This window comes from Arcobacter sp. s6, from assembly GCF_040884245.1.
GTDB lineage: Bacteria > Campylobacterota > Campylobacteria > Campylobacterales > Arcobacteraceae > Aliarcobacter.
This window is the reverse complement of sequence record NZ_JBEVTN010000001.1, coordinates 178,246-198,608: the sequence shown is the minus strand read 5'-3', so window position 1 is coordinate 198,608 and position 20,363 is coordinate 178,246. Positions and strand designations below refer to the sequence as shown.

General features: G+C 28.0%; 22 protein-coding genes. 7 read left to right on the top strand and 15 right to left on the bottom strand.

The window, feature by feature from the left end:
* Nucleotides 1-223: 223 nt before the first annotated feature.
* From ABVS04_RS00975 to napA, 8 genes are read right to left on the bottom strand one after another with little or no spacing between them, the layout of a single operon-like run.
* Entirely contained in the window at nt 224-667 is a 444-nt protein-coding gene (locus ABVS04_RS00975) for a PAS domain-containing protein (RefSeq protein WP_368028780.1), read from the bottom strand.
* A 1-nt stretch (nt 668) separates the two neighbouring features.
* Nucleotides 669-1,055: a chaperone NapD gene (locus tag ABVS04_RS00970; protein WP_368028779.1), complete on the bottom strand. Its 387-nt coding sequence runs from the start codon at nt 1,053-1,055 to the stop codon at nt 669-671.
* Nucleotides 1,056-1,072: 17 nt separating this feature from the next.
* The gene (locus ABVS04_RS00965; RefSeq protein WP_368028778.1) at nt 1,073-2,041 is read right to left on the bottom strand and encodes a WD40 repeat domain-containing protein; all 969 of its coding nucleotides are present in this window, start codon (nt 2,039-2,041) and stop codon (nt 1,073-1,075) included.
* Between the two features lie 15 nt (nt 2,042-2,056).
* The gene (locus ABVS04_RS00960) at nt 2,057-2,536 is read right to left on the bottom strand and encodes a ferredoxin-type protein NapF (protein WP_368028777.1); all 480 of its coding nucleotides are present in this window, start codon (nt 2,534-2,536) and stop codon (nt 2,057-2,059) included.
* A 3-nt stretch (nt 2,537-2,539) separates the two neighbouring features.
* Nucleotides 2,540-3,145, bottom strand: a complete 606-nt coding sequence (locus tag ABVS04_RS00955; RefSeq protein ID WP_368028776.1) for a nitrate reductase cytochrome c-type subunit — start codon at nt 3,143-3,145, stop codon at nt 2,540-2,542.
* Nucleotides 3,132-3,953 carry a quinol dehydrogenase ferredoxin subunit NapH gene (gene napH, locus ABVS04_RS00950; RefSeq protein WP_368028784.1) on the bottom strand — a complete coding sequence of 274 codons (822 nt, stop codon included), beginning with the start codon at nt 3,951-3,953 and terminating at the stop codon, nt 3,132-3,134. The genes ABVS04_RS00955 and napH overlap by 14 nt, the downstream gene beginning before the upstream one ends.
* A gap of 8 nt (nt 3,954-3,961) precedes the next feature.
* Complete coding sequence (gene napG, locus ABVS04_RS00945) at nt 3,962-4,774, bottom strand: ferredoxin-type protein NapG (protein ID WP_368028775.1); 813 nt, start codon at nt 4,772-4,774, stop codon at nt 3,962-3,964.
* A 60-nt stretch (nt 4,775-4,834) separates the two neighbouring features.
* Entirely contained in the window at nt 4,835-7,645 is a 2,811-nt protein-coding gene (gene napA, locus ABVS04_RS00940) for a nitrate reductase catalytic subunit NapA (RefSeq protein WP_368028774.1), read from the bottom strand.
* A 142-nt stretch (nt 7,646-7,787) separates the two neighbouring features.
* On the opposite strand from napA, the gene ABVS04_RS00935 reads away from it, so the two are divergent.
* The 5 genes from ABVS04_RS00935 (at nt 7,788) to ABVS04_RS00915 (ending at nt 12,498) form a co-directional block, all read left to right on the top strand.
* Nucleotides 7,788-8,681 (top strand): glycosyl transferase, encoded by an 894-nt coding sequence (locus ABVS04_RS00935; RefSeq protein ID WP_368028773.1) that lies wholly within the window; start codon nt 7,788-7,790, stop codon nt 8,679-8,681.
* A gap of 218 nt (nt 8,682-8,899) precedes the next feature.
* Complete coding sequence (locus ABVS04_RS00930; protein WP_368028772.1) at nt 8,900-9,316, top strand: DoxX family protein; 417 nt, start codon at nt 8,900-8,902, stop codon at nt 9,314-9,316.
* Entirely contained in the window at nt 9,306-10,472 is a 1,167-nt protein-coding gene (locus ABVS04_RS00925; protein WP_368028771.1) for an MFS transporter, read from the top strand. The genes ABVS04_RS00930 and ABVS04_RS00925 overlap by 11 nt, the downstream gene beginning before the upstream one ends.
* Nucleotides 10,472-11,647: an MFS transporter gene (locus tag ABVS04_RS00920; RefSeq protein ID WP_368028770.1), complete on the top strand. Its 1,176-nt coding sequence runs from the start codon at nt 10,472-10,474 to the stop codon at nt 11,645-11,647. The genes ABVS04_RS00925 and ABVS04_RS00920 overlap by 1 nt, the downstream gene beginning before the upstream one ends.
* Complete coding sequence (locus tag ABVS04_RS00915; protein WP_368028769.1) at nt 11,644-12,498, top strand: AraC family transcriptional regulator; 855 nt, start codon at nt 11,644-11,646, stop codon at nt 12,496-12,498. Before ABVS04_RS00920 ends, ABVS04_RS00915 begins: the two co-directional genes overlap by 4 nt.
* Before the next feature lie 61 nt (nt 12,499-12,559).
* Here the strand turns inward: ABVS04_RS00915 and ABVS04_RS00910 are convergent, their stop codons facing one another.
* Nucleotides 12,560-12,946 carry a hypothetical protein gene (locus ABVS04_RS00910; protein WP_368028768.1) on the bottom strand — a complete coding sequence of 129 codons (387 nt, stop codon included), beginning with the start codon at nt 12,944-12,946 and terminating at the stop codon, nt 12,560-12,562.
* A 13-nt stretch (nt 12,947-12,959) separates the two neighbouring features.
* On the bottom strand, nt 12,960-13,961 hold the full coding sequence (locus ABVS04_RS00905) for an Lrp/AsnC family transcriptional regulator (protein ID WP_368028767.1): 1,002 nt from the start codon (nt 13,959-13,961) through the stop codon (nt 12,960-12,962).
* A gap of 150 nt (nt 13,962-14,111) precedes the next feature.
* On the opposite strand from ABVS04_RS00905, the gene ABVS04_RS00900 reads away from it, so the two are divergent.
* Together ABVS04_RS00900 and ABVS04_RS00895 are read left to right on the top strand one after the other, a co-directional pair.
* Entirely contained in the window at nt 14,112-14,486 is a 375-nt protein-coding gene (locus tag ABVS04_RS00900) for a hypothetical protein (protein ID WP_368028766.1), read from the top strand.
* Nucleotides 14,487-14,561: 75 nt separating this feature from the next.
* Nucleotides 14,562-15,194 carry a Crp/Fnr family transcriptional regulator gene (locus ABVS04_RS00895; RefSeq protein WP_368028765.1) on the top strand — a complete coding sequence of 211 codons (633 nt, stop codon included), beginning with the start codon at nt 14,562-14,564 and terminating at the stop codon, nt 15,192-15,194.
* An 8-nt stretch (nt 15,195-15,202) separates the two neighbouring features.
* Here the strand turns inward: ABVS04_RS00895 and ABVS04_RS00890 are convergent, their stop codons facing one another.
* The 5 genes from ABVS04_RS00890 to ABVS04_RS00870 form a co-directional block, all read right to left on the bottom strand.
* The gene (locus ABVS04_RS00890; RefSeq protein ID WP_368028764.1) at nt 15,203-15,751 is read right to left on the bottom strand and encodes a hypothetical protein; all 549 of its coding nucleotides are present in this window, start codon (nt 15,749-15,751) and stop codon (nt 15,203-15,205) included.
* Nucleotides 15,752-15,765: 14 nt separating this feature from the next.
* A complete protein-coding gene (locus ABVS04_RS00885) occupies nt 15,766-17,406 on the bottom strand; it encodes a cbb3-type cytochrome c oxidase subunit I (protein ID WP_368028763.1) in 1,641 nt (546 codons plus the stop codon).
* On the bottom strand, nt 17,403-17,978 hold the full coding sequence (locus tag ABVS04_RS00880; protein WP_368028762.1) for a hypothetical protein: 576 nt from the start codon (nt 17,976-17,978) through the stop codon (nt 17,403-17,405). Before ABVS04_RS00880 ends, ABVS04_RS00885 begins: the two co-directional genes overlap by 4 nt.
* Nucleotides 17,979-18,218: 240 nt before the next feature.
* The gene (locus ABVS04_RS00875) at nt 18,219-19,733 is read right to left on the bottom strand and encodes a PAS domain-containing protein (RefSeq protein WP_368028783.1); all 1,515 of its coding nucleotides are present in this window, start codon (nt 19,731-19,733) and stop codon (nt 18,219-18,221) included.
* 63 nt (nt 19,734-19,796) lie between these two features.
* Nucleotides 19,797-20,237: a GAF domain-containing protein gene (locus tag ABVS04_RS00870; protein WP_368028782.1), complete on the bottom strand. Its 441-nt coding sequence runs from the start codon at nt 20,235-20,237 to the stop codon at nt 19,797-19,799.
* Between the last annotated feature and the right edge of the window lie 126 nt (nt 20,238-20,363).

The window sequence follows — 20,363 nt, the reverse complement described above, 5'->3', positions numbered from 1 at the left end:
ATGCAAGAGCAAGAGTTGCTACAGTTAGTGACAAAGTTTTTAATATTTTCATTTTTCTTCCTTTATGTATTATTTAAATTCTACAGAAAGTATATATCTTTATCGTAACAATAGAATAGCAAAAGTGGTTATTTTTTAAACAATTTGAAATAAATGTAATTTATTTGTAATTAACGTAAAATTTAAGTGGTACTATTTTAATTAGATTAAAAAAACTTTTAATCTAATTATATATTACTTTTCGAGTGGTTTCTTTTGAGTCTTTTTTTAATTTATCATATAGTAATTGGTATTTTACTTTATCTTGAAATGATATTGGAGTTCTAATTGATTTATATTCTATTAAAACATTATTTTTAAATACACCTGAAATTTCTGCATATACCCAGTAAAATCCTTCATCTTTTCTGATGTTTTTTACTACACCATTCCAAGAACCTTTTGTTTGAAGATCATTCCAAAGTTCTTTAAATACTGATTTTGGCATATCTGGATGTCTTACAATACTATGTGGTTTACCAATAAGTTCATTTACCTCATATCCAGAAATTTCTGCAAATGTATCGTTTGCATAAGTAATAATTCCTTTTAAGTCAGTTCTTGAAACAATTAATTCACCACTTGGAACAATTGTTTCGCATAAAAAATTTCCAGATGTATATTCCATTTTATTTTCCTGTATTATCAAATGTTTTTGCAAAACCTTCTAAATCTTTTTTCTTTAAATCACCATTATAAATGATATCTTCAGGTTTAATATCTTTTTCATTTAAAACTTTTGGCACAGCATCAGCATTTGCTAATACCTCTAAATGAGCACTTAATTCTTCTTCACTATATGCCATTTGCATATCAGCACTCATTACATGAGGAATTGCTTCAATAACTTTCAACTTTTTTAACTCTTCAGAAACACCTGCTCCTTCTATTGTAATTATGATTCTTCCTAATTCATCATGCATATGATAATCACATACATCACAATTTTTTAAAGATTCAACAACCTCGTTTAAGTATTTAGGTAAAGTTTGTACAACTATGCTTGAAATATTCATTTTATAATCCTTTTAATTTAATCAATTTTGTAATAATTTATTTGTTTATCATCACTAGTTACAAATAGTTCATTTTCATTTAAAAATAAGATATTTGATAAAGTAGCTTTATTTTGTGTTAATTTATGTAAATCTTTTTGTGAATCAATTTCAAAAATTGTTACATTATTTTCTTCATCACTTGCTATAGCTGCTAATTTTGCGCTAGGGCTTAGAGCTGCTGCATATATTAAAAAAGAGTATTCTTTGTAATATGCATTATTTGTCTCTATATTATAAACAGCTGCTCTTCTATCTTGACCTGCTGTTAAAATTAAATTACCTTTAATATCTACTTGAAAAACATTATCTAGATTTTGATATCTAAAAGTTTTAAGTATTTCAAAAGTTTTTGAATCCAGCATATTTATTACTCCACTTTCATCACAAACTACTAATTTATTTTTATCTTGAGTTAACTTAAAGTTTGAAAATTTAGATTGTGATACTTGAATCTCTTTTAAAATCTTTTTATTTTTTATATCATATAGATAAATTTGATTTGAAAGTAGGGCATAAATAATATGATTTTCATCTAAAAATTTTGCTCGAGCTATAAATTGTCTTTCTGTGTCTTTAATAATATTTTCGAATTTACCATTTGTGTAAATATCAAGATTTCTTCCACCTTGCTCACCTTGAGAAAGAATTAAAATATTATCATTTAACACATCAACACTATAGATTTTTGAGTCGATTATATCACCTAAAAAATCTTTTATTTTAGGCATTTTTATAGAATCTATTTTTTCTTGAGTTTTTATATCAAAAATATCTACACTTGAAGCTGCTGTTGATGCATAAAGCTTATCATTATTAAGAACTAAATCTATAACTCCTCCACTTGCTAGCAGTGAACTTTTAGGTGTTAAATCTTTTGCATTTATATTTAATATAAATATATTTAAAATAAAAAAAAGATATAAAAGGTATTTATTTGATTTCATTTTTTCTCCATTCTTTTAAGAAACGATTTTTATTGCACTTGTAGGACATGTTTTAATACAAAAACCACATGATGTACATTTATCATTTATGCTTGGTCTAAACATACCTAAAAAATCAATTGCATCATCTAAACAAGGATCTTTACATGAAAAACACATTGTTTGATTCCAGGAAAGACAAGATAATACATCTATTTCTATTTTAGCATTTATATGTTTTTTATATTCTAATTTTAAAACTTCATTTGGACAAATAGCTGCACATTCATCACAATAAGTACATCCACTTGAAGTAAAATCAAGTTTAGGTGTAAGGTCTTCTTGAATTATAATAATATTTTCTTCGCAAGCTGTACTACATAATCCTTCGCAAGATATACAGTTTGTAAAAAAAATAGTTTCGTCTTGAAAATATGGAGGTCTTAAAACTATCTCTTTCTTCTCTTTTTTAGAAAAAGATGAAGAAAGAGAACTAAAAAGTTCTCTTCGTTTCATAGTTTATTTTACACCTTCATTAATTGTATCAATTAAATTTGAATGACCATTTAAACCTTCACTTCTGAATTCAGTAGCAAAGTTATTTTTAGGTGCATCTGTTCCTTCTGATTGAGGAGCGTGACATTGTGAACAGTTAAATCTTGCCCCAGCAAGTGTTTCAAGTGGTTTTTCAACAGTTTTAATATCACTTGTATTATTTATTTGTTTACCTTCTTGTAACATTGTTCCATCTTCTGTAAGTTTAGTTTCTGGTCTAAAACTTGTAAAGTGTGTTTTTGGAATCGGAGTTGCTCCCATTGATGGTGCAACTGATGGTTCATGACACATAGTACATTGATTATTATCAATAGTAATAGGAAGCATTCCTTCTACATCATGAGGAATCATAGGAGGAGCATTTTCAAATGCTCTTGCTATTTTTGTGCTCGTTCCAGCAGCTTTATCACCATATTGAGTTTTATCTCCAGTTGTTTTATCTTCTGTATAAATAGTTGTAGTTCTTAATCCTAAAGATTCTTCACTTACAGTTTTCTCAGCAGCAGCACAGTTAACAACTATTAACGTTGCAGCTGTTATAATACCTAAAGTTAATTTACCTAACTTCATTTTGTTCTCCCTTTTTTAAGTTTTTTATTGAAAAATTAAGAGCATCATCATCACATACTTCAACACATCTTCCGCAATTTGTACACTCTCCTGATAAAACAGGAATAGAAGTTTTTGTAACCATATGTAAAACTTGGTTTTCAGGACAAACTTCTTTACATTTCATGCAAGCTGTACAATTAGGTGCATTATGATGAACTCTTATCAAACTAAATTTTCCTACAAGTGAATAAAATCCACCAAGAGGACATATATGACCGCACCAGCCATTTTTTAAAACAAACAAATCAAAAAGAAAAATTATAAGTATTGCAGCCCAACCAAAACCTAATCCAAAAATGATTCCTCTATGAACCATTGAAATAGGTGAAATCAATTCAAAAGCTGCAACACCCATAAAAAAAGAGATAATAAAACTAATAGCAATTACCCAATATCTTATATTTCGTGAGGCAGGTTGTTTTTTTTGGATTTGGTTAAATCCAAATTTTCTTCGTAAATAGTTTGCTAAATCTGTAATCATATTTACAGGACAGACCCAAGAACAAAATGCACGACCACCAACAATCATATAAAAAATTGTAATAAAAAAAGCTCCCAAAAGAATATCAAAAGATAAAGCAGCACCTGCAAAAAGCATTTGCATAACTGCATATGGATCACTTAATGGAATAATATTTAATAGTAATGATGAACTTAAGTTCCCCATTAAAAAATTTATTCCATATACATTTGCGATAACATATAAAACCATAATAGAAATTTGTGTGATTCTTCTAGCAATTAGGAATCTATATTTTTTATAAATACTATTTATCATTTTAATAAATCCTCCATATCGCTATTACTATTCAAAGAATTAACTGCACTATCTTTACTTATTTCAGTTCTAGTTGTTTGGCTTGAAGCATTTTCCAATCTTTTTTCATCACCTTTATCCCAGCCTTTGATATAATAATCTCCTGCACGTCCAAGGGCAACTTCTCTTGGTAATACAAAAATAGCTGCTTTCTCAGTTACACAAGCTTTTTCGCATAAACCACATCCTGTACAAACATCCGCATGTACAATTGGTTTTAAAAATGCATGTTTTCCTGTTCTTTCATTTTTTGTATATTCTACTGTTATAGCTTTTCCTAAAAGTGGACAAGCTCTATAACAAGCATCACATTGAATTCCCCAAAAGGCAATACAAGAATTATCATCAACAACTGCAACACCCATTTGGGCTTTGTTTATATCTAATTTCTTTTCTTTATTTTGTACAGATAAAATATCAAGTGCATCTGTAGGACATACAGGAACACATGGAATATCTGGACACATATAACAAGGGATATCTCTTGGCTCAAAAAATGGAGTTCCAAGAGGTTTATTATCCCCTGGTTTTGCTAATTTTAATGTATCAAAAGGACAGGCTTCTACACACATTCCACATTTGATACAAGTGGCTAAAAAATCATCTTCCCTTAGAGCACCAGGTGGACGTAATATTAATGAACTAGCTTTTACTTCATCAACAAAGGCACTCCACGTTAAACCACCAAGAACAGCAAGACCAGCTGCTCTTGCTATTGTTAAAAAGAATTTTCTTCTTTCATTTGTTGTTTGGTTTCCTGATGTACTCATCTTTTTTTCTCTTTTCTTTCTTGAGGATTAATATTGCTCAAAACAATATACCCTCCTTTATTATGCTTGGTAAATTTTTACCGCACATTTTTTAAAATCTGTTTGTCCAGATTGTGGACAAGTTGCATCTAAACAAACTTTATTAATAAATACTTTTTCATCAAACCAAGGTACAAATACTAAACCTCTTGAAGGTCTATTTCTTCCTCTTGTTTCAACTCTTGCTTTTACTTTTCCACGTCTTGATTCAACCCAACAAAGTGCACCTTGTTTAACACCATAGGTTTTTGCGTCTTCTGGGTGCATATAACATAGTGCTTCTGGAACTGCTCTATAAAGTTCAGGAACTCTCATAGTCATAGTTCCTGAGTGCCAATGTTCTAAAACTCTTCCTGTACATAACCAAACTGGATACTCAACACTCGGAATTTCTGGTGGATCCATATATGGTCTTGCAAATATTTTAGCTTTATTTTTTAGAGATTTCTTAGTTTGATCTTTAACTCCAAGTAAATCACCTTGTGCCAATTCTTTAGCTAATGTACCATAAAATGCAAAATCACCACTTGGATTTGCTTTTTTAGCATATGGGTCGTATTTAGTATTAAATCTCCATTGAGTTTCTTTACCATCAACAACTGGCCATTTAAGACCTCTTACTTTGTGATAAGTATCAAAATCAGCTAAATCGTGTCCATGTCCTCTTCCAAAGTCAGCATATTCTTCAAACAAATATTTTTGAATAAAGAATCCATATCCTTCCCATTTTTTACCATCTGAACCGATAATATTTCTTGCATCACCAAATCCATCTGTATTATCATAACCAGCTTGAATTGGATCTTTTGGATCTAATTTATAAGATTTTGCTTTTTCATTTGCAAATAAGATTTCATACATAGTTGTATTTTCTTTATATCCCATAGCAATAGCTGCATCAATTACATTTGGAAGTTTAGTTTCACCTTTTGTACTTGCAAGTGCTTGTTCACCCCATAAATCTTTTACCGTAAATCTTTTTGAAAGCTCAACCCATTGCCATGTATCAGACATTGCATCACCAACTGGTAATACTTGTTGTCTCCAGTGTTGTGTTCTTCTTTCAGCATTTCCATAAGCTCCCCATTTTTCATAAATCATAGCAGATGGTAAAATAAGATCTGAAACTTTTGCAGAAATACCTGGGTATCCATCTGATGTTACGATGAAGTTATCCATTTCTCTTGCTGCTTTAATCCAGTGTGTAGCACTTGCTGTATCTTGGTATGGATTACAAACATTTACCCAAGCAAATTTGATATTTCCATCTTCAATATCTCTATGGATTTTCATAATATGTTGGTGACCTTTAGGATTAATAGTTCCAAGAGGTACATTCCAACCTTTTTCAGTTACTTCTCTATCTTTTGGATTTGCTACCATCATATCAGCGGGTAATCTATGAGCAAATGTTCCAACTTCCCTTGCAGTTCCACAAGCAGATGGTTGACCTGTTAATGAGAATGCACCACTTCCTGGTTTAGCTTGTTTATTTAACAAGAAATGAACATTATAAGATAAAGTGTTTACCCATGTCCCTCTTGTGTGTTGATTCATACCCATTGTCCAGAAAGATACAACTTTTCTATTTTGTTCAATATATAAATCAGCTAAAGCTTGAAGTTTTTTCTTAAACTCTTCAAGATCTTCATCAGGGTTACCTTTTGAAATTTTTGCAACATAATCAAGAGTATATGGCTCTAATGATTTTTTATATTCTTCAAATGAAATTTCCCAATGAGCTAATCCTGCATTAGTATTTACCATTTTATCACCAGCTTTATATCCATAAGGAGCAAGTGCTGGAGCTTCTGTTTCAGAAACGATTTTTTCCATTTCTTTTGAAATAGTTTCCATTTCTTTTGCAGAATATTTACCATCTACAATTGATTTTTCGTCAGATCTTCTCATTCCATAACCAAGATTTACAGGGCTTGCTGCAAATATGATATTTTCTTTAATAAAATCCCAATCAATAGCTTCTGGATGATTATAAACAATTTCTCTTGCAATATAATTCCATAATGCCAAGTCAGTATTTGGAGTGAAAATAATCTCAATATCGGCAATATCAGAAGTTCTATGTCTATATGTAGAAATATTAACAATTTTTACTTTTTCTGGAGCTGATAATTTTCTATCAGTTACCCTAGACCATAAAATTGGGTGCATTTCTGCCATATTTGAACCCCAAGTAACTACTGTATCTGTAAGTTCAATATCATCATAACATCCAGATGGTTCATCTATACCAAATGTTTGGTAGAATCCAACAACCGCAGATGCCATACAATGTCTAGCATTTGGATCAAAAGCATTTGATCTAAATCCAGCTTTCATCATTTTTTGAGCTGCATATCCTTCCATTACAGTATATTGTCCAGATGCAAAAACTCCAACACCTTCAGGACCTTTTTCTTTTAATGCAATTTTAATATGTTTTTCCATTTCATCAAAAGCTCTTTGCCATGAAACAGGTGCAAAATCACCTTTTTTATCGAATTCACCTTTTGCATTCATTCTTAACAGAGGTTGTTTTAATCTATCTGCACCATACATTATTTTAGCATTAAAATAACCTTTGATACAGTTAAGACCTCTGTTAACTGGTGCTGCTGGATCACCTTTAACTGCAACGATTTTACCCTCTTTAGTAGCTAGCATAATCCCACAACCAGTACCACAGAAACGACAAGCTGCCTTGTCCCATCTCCATCCACCTTCAGCGGCTTGAGCTTGTGCTTGTAAATTAGCTGGCACTGTCATACCAATTGCGGCTGCTGCACTTGCGGCTGCTGAGCTTTTTAGGAAGTCTCTTCTTGAAAGCGACATATTTTCTCCTTTTATGAAATATATAATTGTTTTAACATGATAATTGTAACAAGTAAAAATTACAAATTGGTTGACCTTAGTCAAGTTAATTAAGTTTAAATTAAGATAGAATTTGTCTTATTTAAAGTAATAGGAGCATAAAATGGGGTTTCATAGCTATATAAGGGCAGTAGGAACAGGTCCAAAATCAAATAGAGAATTATCAAAAGAAGAAATAATAGATGCAATTGAATCTATTTTGAATCAAAATGTTCAATCTGAACAAATTGCAGCTTTTTTACTAGGTTGGAGAGTAAGACTTGAGACTATAGAAGAGCTAAAAACAACTTTTGAAGTTTGTAATAACTATATAAAAAGAGTGAAAATACCAAATTCAATAGAACTAGGTTATCCTTTTGATGGAAAAGCTGATAATCCATATTTACTTCCTTTAATAGCAAAATATCTTAAAAAATTTGATTTAAATTTGGTTGTTAGTGGAGATGAACTTCAACCTGCAAAAAAAGGCTTAACCATAAAAAAACTTTATGAAAATATAGAGTTTGATGACAATATTTACTATTTTGATAGAGCTGATTATTTCAAAGAATTAAGTGATTTAACAAAAATTAGAAATATTTTGGGTTTAAGAACTGCTTTTAATACAATTGAAAAACTATTAAATCCAGGAACTTCAGACTATGCTGTAAATGCAGCTTTTCATAAACCTTATGTTGCTAAATATAACCATCTTTTTGGTGAAAATTATAAAAACTTAATAATCGTAAAAGGAAATGAAGGAACACCTGAAATTTTCTCAAAATGCAAATATTGGCTTACTATTGATGGTAAAATTATCGAGCATATAATTGACCCTGAATATTTTGGAATAAATTATAAAAAATCAACTGATATTATATCATCAGAAGAATCACTAAATATGACAAAAAATCCAAGTAATGATTTAGAAAAATTAGCAAAACTAAATGCGGCAATGTTTTTAATAGCTGCTCAAAAAGCAGATGATATTAAAACTGCTTTTGAGATGATTGAATAATATAAAAAGAGAAAAATATTAAGATGAATACTAAGAGATATTTTTGAAAAGATATAAAAATTTTTACAAAAAATACTCTTACTTCATATAAAATAGCTTATCTTAAAAATATAAACTTAGAAATTTTCCGATTTTTACCATAAATATTTTATTTTTTACCTTTAAAAATTTTTCTTGTAAAGTTAAAATACTTTTATAAATTTATTTAAAGGAAAGATATGTTTTTCAAAATTATTAGGGTTGTTTTTCTTTTAATTTCATCTATTACTATGTTAAGGTTTGCCTTACCAAAACTTCAATCGATGCCTGTAAGTGTAAAATCTTTTACAATGTTTTCAGAAGTTTTGCCTATAAATGGAAGTTTTTTTATGTATTTTACAGGTTTTGTAGAACTTTTGATCGCAGTGTTATTACTAGCTTCACTATTTATAAGAAAAAATGAGTTGAAAAATATCATGCAAACTATTGCTTATGTTTTACTTTTTGCAACTATGTTAGGAGCTATTTTAATCGAGCAGTTTGTTAGAGTTTCCCCTGTAGCATTTTTGATGAGTATTGCCCTTATTTTAATTACTATCTCAATATCTGAACTAAGTATTTTATCTTTAAAAAAAGCAGATAAAGATGACAAATAATAAAGATGTTGTTTTGACAAAAAGTTTACTATTACTTATAGCTTTTAGTGTTGCATCAACGGTTTCAAACCTTTATTACAATCAACCCTTGCTTCCTAATATGGGTTTGACTATGGGTATTTCTGATATTTACCTTGGGTACATACCTGCTGCATCTCAGTTGGGATACGCTGCAGCTATTTTATTTATCTCACCTTTGGGTGATACTATGAATAGAAAAGTTCTTATTGGATATTTGTCTATCACTCTTACTCTTGGATTGTTTTCAATCTATCTAGCACCAAACTTTATCACTTTGATATTAGCAACTTTCGTTGTGGGTCTTAGTGCAAATATTACTCAGCAGTTAATTCCCCTAGTGGCATCTTTATCAAATAAAGAAGAAAAGGGTAAAAACATCGCAACTGTTATGGTAGGTTTAACAGTAGGTATATTATTATCACGTACTATTAGTGGCTCTATTGCTCAATATTTTTCATGGGAGAGTGTATTTTTATTTGCTGCTTTTATGGCTATACTTATAGGTTTATTGCTAAGTAAAATACTTCCTGATAACAAACCTAGTGTTACTTTATCCTATGGGAAACTTTTAGTATCTATGCTTCAACTAATAAAAATACATCCTTTGCTAAGACAATCTGCTAGCACAGGTTTTTTATGGTTTGCAGCGTTCAATGCCCTTTGGGCAACTTTAGCTATACATCTTATGGGAGATAAGTTTTCATACACAGTACAAGAGGCTGGTTTTTTTGGTTTTCTTGGTCTTGCTGGTATTTTTGGAGCAAAACTATCTGGAAAACTTATCAATAAAATGGGTGCAAATAGACTTATCACCATAGCTTTAAGTTTTATCCTACTTGGCTTTTTTATTATGTTTATATTTCCTAATTCTTTATGGGCTTTAATACTTGGGATATTGTTGGTTGATTTAGGTGTATTTGGAGCACAAATTCCAAACCAACACAGAGTATTTTCCATTGATCCAAAGGCACAAAGTAGACTAAATGCTGTATATATGCTTTTTTATTATTTAGGTGCTGCTTTAGGCTCAACTATTGGAGTTAAGATTATGGGGTATTACTCATGGGAAGGCTTAAGTTTATTTGCCATGGTTTTAACTTTTATTGCCATAACTTACCATATAAAGGCGAAATGATGAAAGAGATTTATATATCTAAAATAGGAACTATTTCCCTTTTGATAATTGCTAGTTTGACCATAATGGTTGGAACAGTTGTAGCACCAAGATTACTCACCATCTCATCTAAACTTGGTGTTCAAGATTATGCTCCATGGCTTATAACAATTCCATCTTTAGGTGTTGTATTATCTAGCTTTTTCCTATCAAAGTTTATAGAGAGATTTGGTTATTACAATTCTTTAAAAATTGGTCTTTTCTTTTATGGACTTTTTGGTGTTTCAGGAATGTTTTTATATGGTACTATTTTACTTTTTATAGATAGATTTTTATTGGGTGTAACTACAGGTATAGTTTTAGTTTGTGTAAATGGCTTAATTTCATATTTTTTCAAAGGTGAGAAAAGGTTAAAAATCATTGCAATGCAAGCTATTTCCATAGAACTAGGTGGTGTGGTAATACTTAGTGTTAGTGGCTTTTTATCGGTAATATCATGGAACTATCCATTTTTTATATATCTTTTTGCTTGGGTATTTTTAGCTATGTTATTTTTGTTTATTCCAAAGCCTAAAAATAGTATCTATCAAAAAGAAGACGATGATGAAAAACTTGAAGTTAAAAGCTCACTTTATAAGGTATTTTTTGCTGTTTTAAGCTCTATGTTTTTATTTTTTATAGCTATTATTGTTTTACCTTTATATCTTCCAAAGTATGGTTTTACTGAAGACAAGGTTGGATACTTTTTATCTTTTGTATCTTTTATGGCTATTATTGCAGCAGGATTTATTCCAAAATTATCAAAAGTATTAAAAGAAAAAACTATTATAAGAGTTGCTTTTTTATCATATAGTTTAGCCCATAGTTTATTTTTTCTTTTCAATGAAAATATCACTTTTATAATAGCTGGAGTTTTTTTAGGTATAGGTTTTGGCTTTTCTATTCCTTTATTAAACCATATTACAATAGAAAAAAGTGATACAAAAACTCTTAGTAAAAACCTCTCTCTATATACTATGTTGATATTTTTAGGGCAGTTTTTAGCAACCTTTAGTGAGTTTTTCCCAGGAAAGCTAAATACTATTTTTCTAATAGCTTCACTTTTATCTTTAGCTCTTATTTTAATATCTTTAATAATAAAAAAGAAAGTATATTTTGATAAAATCAAAATATGCAAAATAAGAAACAAAAATTGATAAATATATCTCTTCCTAAATTAAAAAATACAAATAATCAAATAGAGTTTCAAATTATTGATATGGAAACTTTATTTGAAATAAAATCAAACCATGATATTGAATACCCACATAGATTGGAGTTTAATCTTATTATGATAGTGATTGAAGGAGAGGGCACTCATAGTATCGATTTTAAATCTTATGATTATAAAAAGGGAACAATATTTTTTATAAAAAAGCATCAAGTACATAACTTTATTGTAAACCCTAATCTAAAATGTTATCTTTTACAATTTTCAGATGCTTTTTTAAATAGATTAATTAAAAATTCACTTTTTGATATTTTTGATTATATGAGATCCCCTGTTAATATTCAGCTTGAAAAAAATAGTTTAGATGATATTCTAAGAAATATTGATATTTTAAATAATCAATTAAAAACAAAAGATGATGAGTTTAAAGAATCTATTTTACAATCTTTATTACAAGCTTTTTTATTGCAACTAAAAAGATACAAAAAGAGACAAACCTTAAGTTTCAAAGATAAAGAGCAAGTAATTTATCAAAATTTCTTAAATATGGTACATAATTTTCATAAATATAGTATCAAAGTAGATGACTACTCAAAAAAACTTGAAATTTCATCTAGGACTCTAACAAATCTTTTAAATAAATACACAGGAAAATCTACAAAAACATATTTAAATGAGTTTTTACTTTTAGAGATAAAAAGGTATCTACTTGATGAGAGTATGACACTACAAGAAATAGCAGATACATTAGATTTTGATGAGCCTACAAACCTAGTGAAGTTTTTCAAAAAATATGAAAATACAACTCCAAGTGAGTATAAAAGAAAGACTAAATAACTTAAATTATTTTTTTGAGAATTAATCAAAGAATATTTATATAGTTTTAAAATATAATAAATTAATTATTTAGTTCTACTGGAACATATTTAATACATCTTGCTGTAAAAAAATCTCTACTATAGTTTGGAGAAGACAACATATGATTTTCAAGTACCCATTCATTTGATTTCTCAATTGTTACACTTTGTGAAACTTTTCTTATAGCTCTATTTTCACATATAATTTTACCATTATTATTAAAAGTATTTTCTACTTCATAAATACGACTTGTAGTAACAAAATAGTGCATTCCTATAAATATACTCATTATTATAAACATAAGAGGTATAGCTTTTTTCCATATACCAGCAGGTACAAAATTTCTTGTTGTTACAATTATTGTAATAACTAAAACAAAAATAGCAATACCTAAATAACCAGCTTCTAGTTTAAAAAATAATTCCATAATATTAATCCTTTTAATTTAAATATTTTTCTTCCCAATCTTTAAATTCATCACAAAAATATTTAATTCTTATTTTTTTAAATTCTCTTGATGAATAAAGGGGCATATTTGATTTATACTCAATTTCTTTTGCAATATTATTGATAACTTCTTGAGTATCTTCAACTGTTTTCCCATGTATCATTGTAAATAAATTATAATTCCAAGTTGGATATTTTGGTCTTAAGTAACAGTGTGAAACAGCAGAAAATGAAGCTGCTATTTTACCAATTTCTTCACCTTTTTCACCTTCTTCAATATCCCACGCCACCATTGCATTTGCTCCAAAACCTGCATGTCTATGATTTAAGATAGAAGCAAATCTTCTCATAACACCTGATTCTTGAAATTCATTTAATACTGAAAAAAATTCATCATAAGATATATTTAGTTTTTCAATAATTTCTTTAAAAGGTTCTTTTGTGATTTTTATATCATTTTGAGCTTCTTTGATTATATTATAATGATATTCATTTAATTCCATACCTTTAAATTCTGTTCGAGCTACTTTTTCTTTTTTTTCAGCTTGATTTGTAGTATCTAGTTTTACTGAAATTTTAAAAAGTTTTAACGTTGGCAAAATAATATAATCTTCTGCTTTAGTTAATTTTGCTAAAACACTAATTGTATCTTCTAAGTTTGATTTAGAATTTGGAGCAATTGCAAGGGTAAACCAAATATTATATTTATGATTTCTTTCATAATTATGAGAAATTCCAGGATGTGAATTAAGAATCAAAACTGCATCATCAATATTTTGTTCTGCTATTTCAAAAGCAACTAAAGATGATGTATATCCTAATTTCTTTGTATCAAAAATTGCAGATGTTTGTCTTATAATTTTATTTTCTTTTTCTTCTTGTAAAATCCTTAAAACTTCATCTTCTGTAGTATTTAATTCTTTTGCAATATCTTCAAAAGGTCTAATAGTCAATGGAAAGTTTTTTTGTATTCTATATAATATTTGATCTTTCATTTATTTCTCTCTTTGAGTAAATTTTGGAAAAGTATAACAACTATATTTTTTTTATGCCTTGATATGAAACAACATATTTACTTGATATGGATTAAGAGATTTATTTTTTGATTTATATATAATTGTTTTTAATATTTTGAAGGAAAAAAGATGAGAAAGAAACTATTATTATTTGGATTTTTTGCAATATTTATGTTTTTGGGAATTATGGCTTTAAAAGATGGTATGCCATCACCTAAAAATGAAAGAGTTTATACTATTTTACAAAAATATATTCCTTATACCCTTGAAAAAAGAGTTGGAGGATATTCAATTGTTAGCAATGAAACAGGTGTAAAAGAAAAACCACCTGCTAAAGATTTATTTTTAAGGCTTGAACAACTTGAAAAATTATGGGGGAAAGATTTTTTAAAATTTGAAAATAATACTTTAATAATTTTAGATAAAGATAAAAAAGAAGTGTCAAAAATAGAATTAAAAACAAATGAAGAAATTACTTGGGTTAAAGAGTATTTTAGTTTTTAATACTTTGCTTAACCCAGGTCAAGAAATTGTGATTTTATTTTTATTATAATCGAAACTTGAGAAACAGGAGTTTAAATGAAAAATAAGCTAAAAGAGATGTATTTATTTAAAGATTTATGTGATGAAACATTAGATAGAATAGGTGAGTTTACTACCTTTCTAAAATTATCAAAGGATAATATTTTATTTTATGAAGGTGAAGAATCAGAATACCTTTATTTATTGAAAAAAGGTATTGTAAAACTTTATAAAACTTCATCAAATGATAAAGAAATAATCTTGAAATATTTTCATCCTAATGAGTTAATAGCTGAAGTTGCAAATTTTGAGCATATTCCTTATCCTGCAACTGCACAATCTTTTACTGATACAGAAGTTTTAAGAATAAATTTTGCAAGTTTAAAAGAGTTAATTTACTCTGATCCAAAATTATCTTTCTTAATACAAACTTCACTTATAAAAAAAATAAGAAATCTTGAAAACCTTGTATCTTTACATGTCGTTTTAGATTCAAAAGAGAGAATAGCAAAATATTTATGTGACCATAGTGAAGAATTTTTTAATACAAAAAATATAATAATCGCAGAAATTTTAAATATATCTCCAGAAACACTCTCTCGAATGCTAAGGGTATTTAAAAATGATGGTTTAATTGATAATAAAAATAAAACAGTAGATAAAGAGAGATTAAAAGCACTCTTTTTATAAAACAATTATTAAATTTTATTTATTAATTGTTCTGTTTGTAAATAAACTTCTTTAAATTTCTTATTATTAATTTTGTATTTTTCTTTTTGTTTATTTGCATACATCCATGAAAAGAGTACTGATAAACTAAATAATCCGTATATTTCCCATTGCCAATTCTTTAATCCTAGTAAGACAATAAAATATTGAACTGAAAATAAAATAAAAAACTCTATTGAAAAAATAAATACTAAGGTAGGGCTCTCTTCAAATTTTAAAGTATATTTTTCTATGTTTCTTAATAAATTAAGATTAGAGTTTATTTGATTTGCATTTATTTTTTGATGTTCTTCTAATCTTTCTAATTCTAAATTTCTAAAGTGAATATTACTTATATTATTTTCTATATTAGTTTGTTTATAATTTTCTAATATTTCATTATTACTCTGAAGAAGAGATATAATCTCTTCTTCTATTAATACATTTTTATTGGAAATTTTTAAACAATCTTGAAGTATAAAATCATAAAGTCCCACATTTTTTATGTCTTTTGCAACTAAGTTTAAATCTATTAACAAAATAAATCCTTTAATTAAATGCCATAACTAGCTTCTTTATTTTTTGATGGTAGAAATATTCCAATAAGTCCTTTTATTCCTATGGACATAATTATATTAAATAAAAATATTATCCAAGCAAGAAGAAGCATAGCTCCACAAATTCCTGCTAAAATCATCATTAAATTAAATTCTCCATTAAAATACATATGACGTCTAAGCATTCCATCAAGACCAGCCATTCCCATAAATGCACCCATTCCAATACCTCCTATTAGATGTAACCAAAAGTGTGCTGTTGCTAATTTCTGACTCCATAGTTTTGCATTATTAGTTACATGTGGCCATAACACATAAACAGCTGAATATAAAGTCATATAAAGCCCAACAATAATTGCAATATGAACATGTGCTCCAATAATCCATTGAGTATTATGTAAAACTCTATTCATTGCCATATCTGCTTGAATGATTCCGGCTGGAACGGCCAGCCCAAATCCAATTAATCCACCTAAAAGATATTTTAACTCATTTGTCATTTTTAGTGGTCTAGCTTTCCATAAAGTTACAAGTGTAATAAATAATGCTAATCCTTGAGTTAATAACTCAAATGCTGTCACCATTTCCCCTGAAATTAATTTCATCATTTCAGGTTGGCCTTGATCAGCTAATAGATGATGCGACCATACCATCCAAGATACTAAAAGTTCTAACATAAGTGCTGCACGTGCCACATTTTCCATAAATAGTTTTTGACCTGTTATAAGTGTTGCTAAAAGATACCAAGAGCCAGCAACATAGATAAGTACAAGTCCATCTGCAACTAAATCAAGTCCCCACCAAAACCAGTTTTTGTATAAAAGTGCATCTACTGATTTTACATCTAAACCAAATCCACCAACATCTGCAAAAAGATAAATCAAAACTAAAACACCTGCACCTAAAATAATAAGCGCATCTAAAAAAGTATCAACAGTTCCTCTAAAAATTGCAACAACAGGAAGAGATAATGCTGGCTCTTTTGTATATGGTTGTTTACCCATTAATTTATACCCAAGGTTTAGCATCCCATCAATACCAAAGCCAGATATTAATAATTCTTTCATAGTTTTATTTTGATGAATACCAACTCTTGCAAAAATAGTTGCATAAATATTATAAATAAATCCAAAAGTTCCAAACATAATAAGAGCAATACCTAATATAAATACTATACCACCAATTGTTTTGAACTGCGTAGTATCTGCTGGAAGTGGCCAATAAAGTGTATACAGTGGAGCATAACTCCAAACAAAACATGCAATCCATGATAATGCTGTACCAACTGTAATTAAAACCCAAACCCAATTTGCTAACTTTATACTATATAAAGGTTTTTTTGTAAGCATAGGAACTAAAAACATAAAAGCACCAAATACTAGTTGATAAGTTGAACCAAATATTCCTACTATTGGGTGAACTGTCATAATTGAAAAGTAGTGTTCTGGGGAACCATGTACCGGTGGAATACTAGGAACAACTGCCGCTGTTCTCATAATCATACCTTCAAGTGCGGCAAGACCATAAAATAAAAATGCCATAACAACAGCTCTTAGTGTAACTTTTTGTAAAGCATTTAAGCCAGTATGATCAAATTTATTATCAGCTCCATTTATTAAATCTGTCATAAAACTCATTTTAAACCTCCATCAATACAATCTATAACTTCAACTGCATTTTTTATAAACATATCATTACCCTTTGGTCCAGAATATTCAGTTGACATCAAATCATATATTCCATTATGATTGAATGTCCATAAAATATCATTTTTACTTCCAGGATTTACTTGCATTTGCATTACCATAGTTTTATCTTTTCTAAAAAGACCAAATCCGTAAACTAAATCTTCACTAGTAACATTAAATAACACTTCTTCACCACATTTTATAATCATTTTTTCTGTTGGTAAAATAAACTGATGCTTCTTTACAATTATATTGAATGTTTTATCAGGTGTGATCTGATGTCTATTTATATCTTGGGCAACCCAAGGTACAGTATTATAAGTAAATATATGGTGCCCAACACCAGCAACAACGAGGAATCCAACGAAACCATAAAAAGGTATTCGAATTATTGATTTAGCTTTTTCTTTTTTAGTTAAGTTATAACCAAACCATGTTATAACTGAAATAATAAGAGCAGAATAGATTGAATATGCCATCCAATGAAAGGATAATAATTCAAGAGAACTGCTAAATGACATTTTATACTCCTTTTTTAAAGCGAATATTAACCATAAAATAAATCTATAAAATTGATATAAATCAATAATATTAAATAATCATATAATATGAATATAATATATACAACAAAATGTAAAAAGAATATTTTATATACATAGATAATTTATAGATTTTATTTAACTTGATAATTTTAGAAAAGAGTAATAATTTATTTTGTTTGTGAAATTAGATAGATAATGTATTTTTTTATATTAGGTTTATTATAAATTAAAAGGGATTGTAATGCAAAATTCAGCTCCTTTATAATCTTTATTTAAATAAGTATATTCTACATTTTGAACACTGATTTTTGATTTTAGATGTTTTGTAATTATTTGGTTACTCATATATAAACCAATCCCTGTACCTTGTTCTTTATGTTTTGTTGTAGAGTAAGGCTCAAATATTTTATCAATGAAATCCTCATTTATCCCATTTGCATTATCTTTTATTTTAATAATATAAAAATCTTTTTCTTTTTTTAGGCTAACAAAAACATACTTTTCTAAATGTTTGTTTTCAATCTTATTTAGGGCATCTTTTGCATTATTAAGAATATTTATTATTGCTTGAATAAAAATATTTTCATTGTAAAATAAAGAAGTATTTTTATCTAAATTTTGTATGATTTTTATATTTGAACTTTTATATGAATCTTTTATTAAAGAGAATGCTTTTTTTAAACTATCGCTTAAATTTATTTGATTTTTTATGTAATCATTTGATGAAAAGAAATCTCTAAAATCATCAATAGTTGAAGACAAATATTGACTATGAGTATTTATTTTTTCCATATCATCAATAAATTCTTTATCATTTAATATATTTAGTTCTTTTTTTAATTTAGCGCCTGTAGCAATTGTTGAAATTATAGATAAAGGCTGTCTCCATTGGTGGGCGATATTTCCTAACATTTCCCCCAGTGATGCAATTTTTGATTGATGATATAATAATTCTTGATTATGTATTTGCTCACTAATATCTGTTATATTTCCTATAAAATGAGTTATTTCTCCTTGTTCATCTTTTTGAATAGTAGTGCAATCTAAAACCCATTTTAATTTCTTATCTTTTGTAATTATTCTATATGGTTCATGTTGAAAATAATTTTTATTTTCTTTAATTGCAGAATCAACTTCCTTTAAAACTCTTTCAACATCATCTTTATAAATATAATTGATATAGGGTATATTTGCTGAGATAAATTCATTTCTTGAATAAGCAAAAAGTTTCTCTATACTTAATGAGACATATTCTATTGGCCAATTTATTTTATTTTTCCATTTAAACAAAGTAGAATCACCCTTGTCAAAAAGGGATAATAGTGCTTGTTGTGATTTTGTTAATGATAGAGTTAATTCATTTAATTTTTTTAATTCTTCTTCTTTTTTTTCTCTTTGTGTAATATCATGTCCAATACCAAGTATTCCTATAATTTCTCCATTAATATTTTCCATTGAAATTTTTGCTGTATCAAAAACAATTTTTTGATTATTTATTTTATAAGTTATTGACTCTTTTGTCCTAACAATTTTTTTTGTTTCCATAGCAATCTTATCATTTGCTATAAATCTATTTGCAGTTTTTTTATCTACAAAATCATAATCTGTTTTACCAATAATTTCAGATTCTTTTTTATCAACAAATTTTTCAAATTCAAGATTACATCTTAAATAAACTCCATTTTTATCTTTTAGCCAAACCATATCAGGAATTGTATTTAGGATGTTTTCCAGTAAGAGCGTTTTTTCTTCTAACTCTTTTGTATTTTTTTGAATAATCTCAGAATATCTATTTTTTTAAATTGCTTTTGCAGCAATATTAGCATATGTTTCAATTAAATTTAACATAAAAGTATTAGGTGCTTTGATTACATTATTATAAATAGCAAAGGTTCCCAGTACTTCATTTTGTGAGGAGATTATTGGTTGTGACCAACATGAGTGTAAGTTCGCTTTTTGTGATAATTCTAAATAATCTTGCCAATTTTCATGGGTATCTATATCTTCAACAATAACTCTTTTTTTTGTATAAGCAGCACTTCCACAAGAACCTACTTTTTCACCAATTTCTACTCCATTTATAGCATCATTATAAAATTTTGGTAATGATGGTGCAGAACCTGTTATTAAGTGTTTTTTATTCTCATCTAAAAGTAAAATTGAACATATAGTTTCAGGGTTTCTTTTTTCTGCAAGATCTACAATCTTATCCAATACTTTTTGTAAAGAGTTTTCAATAGCTATATATTCTAATAGCTCTTTATTATCATTATAAATAATTTCATATTGCTTTTTTTCTGTAATATCTTCGATAATACCCCAAACAACTTTTTTATTATCTGTATTTATAAAAGAAAATCCACT

Coding starts and splice junctions, on each gene's coding strand:
- ABVS04_RS00975 (WP_368028780.1), bottom strand. CDS start 667: ATGGAATATACATCTGGAAATTTTTTATGCGAAACAATTGTTCCAAGT.
- ABVS04_RS00970 (WP_368028779.1), bottom strand. CDS start 1,055: ATGAATATTTCAAGCATAGTTGTACAAACTTTACCTAAATACTTAAAC.
- ABVS04_RS00965 (WP_368028778.1), bottom strand. CDS start 2,041: ATGAAATCAAATAAATACCTTTTATATCTTTTTTTTATTTTAAATATA.
- ABVS04_RS00960 (WP_368028777.1), bottom strand. CDS start 2,536: ATGAAACGAAGAGAACTTTTTAGTTCTCTTTCTTCATCTTTTTCTAAA.
- ABVS04_RS00955 (WP_368028776.1), bottom strand. CDS start 3,145: ATGAAGTTAGGTAAATTAACTTTAGGTATTATAACAGCTGCAACGTTA.
- napG (WP_368028775.1), bottom strand. CDS start 4,774: ATGAGTACATCAGGAAACCAAACAACAAATGAAAGAAGAAAATTCTTT.
- napA (WP_368028774.1), bottom strand. CDS start 7,645: ATGTCGCTTTCAAGAAGAGACTTCCTAAAAAGCTCAGCAGCCGCAAGT.
- ABVS04_RS00935 (WP_368028773.1), top strand. CDS start 7,788: ATGGGGTTTCATAGCTATATAAGGGCAGTAGGAACAGGTCCAAAATCA.
- ABVS04_RS00930 (WP_368028772.1), top strand. CDS start 8,900: ATGTTTTTCAAAATTATTAGGGTTGTTTTTCTTTTAATTTCATCTATT.
- ABVS04_RS00925 (WP_368028771.1), top strand. CDS start 9,306: ATGACAAATAATAAAGATGTTGTTTTGACAAAAAGTTTACTATTACTT.
- ABVS04_RS00920 (WP_368028770.1), top strand. CDS start 10,472: ATGAAAGAGATTTATATATCTAAAATAGGAACTATTTCCCTTTTGATA.
- ABVS04_RS00910 (WP_368028768.1), bottom strand. CDS start 12,946: ATGGAATTATTTTTTAAACTAGAAGCTGGTTATTTAGGTATTGCTATT.
- ABVS04_RS00905 (WP_368028767.1), bottom strand. CDS start 13,961: ATGAAAGATCAAATATTATATAGAATACAAAAAAACTTTCCATTGACT.
- ABVS04_RS00900 (WP_368028766.1), top strand. CDS start 14,112: ATGAGAAAGAAACTATTATTATTTGGATTTTTTGCAATATTTATGTTT.
- ABVS04_RS00895 (WP_368028765.1), top strand. CDS start 14,562: ATGAAAAATAAGCTAAAAGAGATGTATTTATTTAAAGATTTATGTGAT.
- ABVS04_RS00885 (WP_368028763.1), bottom strand. CDS start 17,406: ATGAGTTTTATGACAGATTTAATAAATGGAGCTGATAATAAATTTGAT.
- ABVS04_RS00880 (WP_368028762.1), bottom strand. CDS start 17,978: ATGTCATTTAGCAGTTCTCTTGAATTATTATCCTTTCATTGGATGGCA.